The organism is uncultured Gimesia sp., from assembly GCF_937919775.1.
Classification (GTDB): domain Bacteria; phylum Planctomycetota; class Planctomycetia; order Planctomycetales; family Planctomycetaceae; genus Gimesia.
In genome coordinates, this window is record NZ_CALFPF010000314.1 from 1 (window position 1) to 3,732 (window position 3,732).

A 3,732-nucleotide genomic window follows, 5' to 3' on the forward strand; every position below is an offset into this window, starting at 1 on the left:
GAATAGCTGGATGCTCAGATCGATGACCGCTAACCTGTTCCCAGAGGCAACGGTCCTGGGAAGCCGAATTCGGGAAAATACATATCTAAGGGTTTAGTGAATGTTCCATTTGAAGTTCTTCTCTGTCATTCTGCTGGTACTTGTCGGTTACGAGTCGATCGGCCTGGCGCAGCGTGAGAATAAGACACCTCAATTTCGAGCGCATGCCCATAACGATTACTCTCATAACTGTCCACTGCTCGATGCGCTGCAAAATGGCTTCTGGTCCGTGGAAGCCGACATTTTTCTCGTCGAGGGAGAATTACTCGTTGGCCATAGTCGTTCCGAGTTATCCAGCGAACGCACGCTCCGTAAGTTGTATCTCACGCCGCTAAAAGAATACTTCCAGGAAAATCCCCGGAAGGCAGACGAGAAGTCCCCGCCATTCACCTTGCTGGTCGACATCAAGGCAGATGGAGAAGACGTTTACCCGGTGTTGCGGAATCAACTCCGGGAATACGAAGGGCTTCTCTGCACTTTTAAAGACGGAAAATCTATTCGTGGCCTGGTGCAGGTTGTGATATCGGGGGATCGGCCCATCGAAATGATTGAAACCGACAACCCGTGTTATACGGGAATCGACGGGCGCTTGGGTGATCTGGATTCGGAGAAACCATCACATCTGATGCCGCTGATCAGCGACCGTTGGACGTCGCATTTTCAATACCGTGGAAAGGGTAAGATGCCCGAGGCTGAGAGAGCCAGGTTGAGAGAGATTGTCGAGCAGGCTCATGTGTCAGGCCGACGAGTTCGATTCTGGGCGACTCCGGAGTCAGAGGAACTGTGGCAGGAACTTGTCAATGCGGGAGTGGACCACATCAATACCGACGAGCTTGAAAGGCTAAGTGCTTTCCTGATGCGACAGACGAATGAGAGTCGTCAGGGAAAATAAATGTCATTGTTCCCGCGCTGGATTCAATGAAAGCGTAAACTGTACCGAACTCGATTGGTCTTGACCTCTTTTGCTTGTCGCGCAAGAACCAGATACCAGCGTCCCTTTTTGTCGTTGCCTAGACTTTCTTCACGAATTCCGATTTCAACTGCATGGCGCCGATGCCGGCGATTTTACAGTCGATGTCGTGGTCGCCATCGACCAGGCGGATGTTTTTGACTTTCGTGCCTACCTTGACGACTAAGGATGAGCCTTTCACCTTCAGATCTTTGATGACCGTCACCGTATCCCCATTGTTCAGTTCGTTGCCGTTGGCATCTCTGACTACGGAACCGACGGGGGCGTCCTCTCCGTCGGTCGTTTTGTTCCATTCGTGTCCGCATGTGGGACACACCAGCAAATCTCTGTCTTCATAGGTATATTCAGAAGCACATTCCGGGCATATCGGCAAATCGCTCATCTCATCTCCTGCAGATTGTATAGCCAGTCTCTAATCGCCGATTTCATTCCCGGCACTACGTCACATCAAGATAACGTCTAACCGCTCTCAGGAAAAGTCAGAGTGAGAAGTTGTCTCGCCTCGTACGGGTATTAACCAGACCACACTGGCGAGGGATGGAACGTCCTTTCTGCCTCAGTCCGTGTGTCTCAGCAGTCACTGAGCAGTGTCAGGATTCAGGGAAACGCCACAACAGGGGGGGATTCTCACAATTCTTCCGATCAAGCAAATTTTTGCAGATCAGAGCAAGATATTGCATAACGGAAGGTTTCAGCTCTTTCAGATTCGGTATCAGGTTTTAAAGCTTTCATGGTCTCTGCTGAAATCTCTGTATCCATTGAGTGTCATGTAACCATGCTCACTTTAATTACTTCCGTTAAGACGCTGCCTATTCAGACATGCCTCCATACAGTTTGTTCTAGGTGGATTTCCTAGAGCAGATCTCGGGATATCTACTTCTCCTTCTGGAGCGGGTATGGCGTTTGCCAATCACTCTACCAACGCGGCCAGGAATTAACATTGATACCTTAAATGAAAGGAAGGTATTCACATGAAATCGCTCAGTTTGAAAGTATTTACCGTAGCGGCAGCGCTGGGACTCAGCCCTCTTCTCTTATCCGCACAAGTACAGGCTGACTCTTCTGATGCACAGCTTAATTCGGGAGCCAATGTAACCAGCAAGGTGTTGCCGGAAAAGGCCATCACGCAGATCGATCCGATTGTGCTTGCGGGGACCGCGCATCTGAATCTAGATGACGCTACCCGGGCACGGTATCGCTACCACAATGGAAGCTGGTGGTTTTTGACAGAACAGGGACAATGGCTGGTCGATCACAATGGGACCTGGAAGCCCTTTGATCTGATGACGTATCAAAATTCGAGTTCGCGGGCTGACTCGGGTAATACCGATTTTGTAGGGACTCGCGCATTCAGTAACTATTACGGAAATCGTTCGTACGTTCACCGCAGTCGTCATCATGAATTTGGTGGAATTCACTATGGTCACTGGGGAACTGGATTCCGCGACGGGTTCAACAAATAGCAGTCGGATGCTTCTGTTGCCGGTATCGGCAGGACGCAGCAAGCTGATTTAAGTGCTTGACGAAGGAGAGAACCTGGTCAGCAAATGCTGATCAGTCAAGGATGTGAGCTTAAGGCAGATCAGCAATACTTTTTGCTGATCTGCTTTTTTGCTGCGCGGAACGTCTTCTATGCCTCGTGTGGCAGGTCGCTCCAATACTGGTTGATCGTGATCTCCGGCCAGCCCTGCAAACGCCAGCTTTGACGTTATTTCCGGAATGCATAATACGAATGGGGTTGGTGTCTTTACAGCCGATGGCATTAAAGTCAGCAAAAGCAGGAAAATCGGTCGTAATATGCGTACCCTGGTCAGGGGAAGAACGATCTTTTCTGGCGGAATTGCTGCCAATATTCCCAAAGTCTTTGCTCCCGGTTGCGTATATAAGGTAAGACTTGAGAAAAACACGTTTGTCGCGTGTTTTGGTATGTTAAGTCATTGTCTCCGCTTTACTTCACGCGATATGATTAAGCGAGGAAGCCGTTGGTAATTCCTGCCTCCGACTGGCAACTCCCACTTCTCATGAAAACAGACGGATCATCAATGTCCCTGAAAACACGTGCTCTGCTATTAACCTGTCTGGTGATTCTCATTCCGATCAGTACGTGGCTGTTATTGCCCGGTTTGCCTTCTCTTGGTCAGCCCCGGGAAATCTTTTCCGGAGGGACATCTTATCCTGCATCTCCGTTAAAATTTAAACGTGCTACTGTGGGACCTGAGCCGGTTGGCTTACCTTTAATCACGAATGTGCAAATTCTGGATTTCGACGGTGACGGAAAAAATGAGATTATCGGCTGTGACGCAGGGCGAGGTATTGTTTCGCTTTTTAAAGCGGATGGCGAGGATCGCTGGCAGGAAGAAGTTCTGCTTCGTGATTTAGCAGCTCCCGCGCATGCGACGGTTGTTGACATTGACGGTGATGGAGATCAGGACATCATCGTTTCGATATTGGGTAACCTGTTGCCCGATGACCGGGTGATTGGACGTGTCGAGCTTTACGAACGAAAAGGCGAAGAGTATGTACGCCACGTGATTCTGGATGATGTCAGACGCGTTGCCGATGTGCAGCCAGGGGATTTTGACGGCGACGGCGATCTTGATCTGGCGGTAGCCATTTTTGGTTACAATCGAGGATCGGTTCTGTGGCTGGAAAATCGAGGTGATTTGAAATTCAGAGACCACGAATTATTAAATGCACCGGGAACAATTCATGTGCCCGTTGCC

General features: G+C 49.6%; 5 protein-coding genes. 3 read left to right on the forward strand and 2 right to left on the reverse strand.

Going from position 1 to position 3,732, the window contains the following annotated elements; genetic code table 11:
- The first annotated feature begins 100 nt into the window (after positions 1–100).
- Positions 101–931 carry a phosphatidylinositol-specific phospholipase C/glycerophosphodiester phosphodiesterase family protein gene (locus tag Q0294_RS08620; protein WP_299463402.1) on the forward strand — a complete coding sequence of 277 codons (831 nt, stop codon included), beginning with the start codon at positions 101–103 and terminating at the stop codon, positions 929–931.
- A gap of 118 nt (positions 932–1,049) precedes the next feature.
- On the opposite strand, the gene Q0294_RS08625 is transcribed toward Q0294_RS08620, so the two are convergent.
- On the reverse strand, positions 1,050–1,391 hold the full coding sequence (locus tag Q0294_RS08625; protein WP_299463405.1) for a zinc ribbon domain-containing protein YjdM: 342 nt from the start codon (positions 1,389–1,391) through the stop codon (positions 1,050–1,052).
- 589 nt (positions 1,392–1,980) lie between these two features.
- Here Q0294_RS08625 and Q0294_RS08630 point away from each other — a divergent pair.
- Complete coding sequence (locus Q0294_RS08630; RefSeq protein WP_299463408.1) at positions 1,981–2,472, forward strand: hypothetical protein; 492 nt, start codon at positions 1,981–1,983, stop codon at positions 2,470–2,472.
- 48 nt (positions 2,473–2,520) lie between these two features.
- On the opposite strand, the gene Q0294_RS08635 is transcribed toward Q0294_RS08630, so the two are convergent.
- Positions 2,521–2,868 carry a hypothetical protein gene (locus Q0294_RS08635; RefSeq protein ID WP_299463411.1) on the reverse strand — a complete coding sequence of 116 codons (348 nt, stop codon included), beginning with the start codon at positions 2,866–2,868 and terminating at the stop codon, positions 2,521–2,523.
- A 183-nt stretch (positions 2,869–3,051) separates the two neighbouring features.
- Between Q0294_RS08635 and Q0294_RS08640 the strand changes: the two genes are divergently transcribed.
- The coding region (locus Q0294_RS08640) for an FG-GAP-like repeat-containing protein (RefSeq protein WP_299463414.1) at positions 3,052–3,732 on the forward strand (681 nt) is incomplete at its 3' end.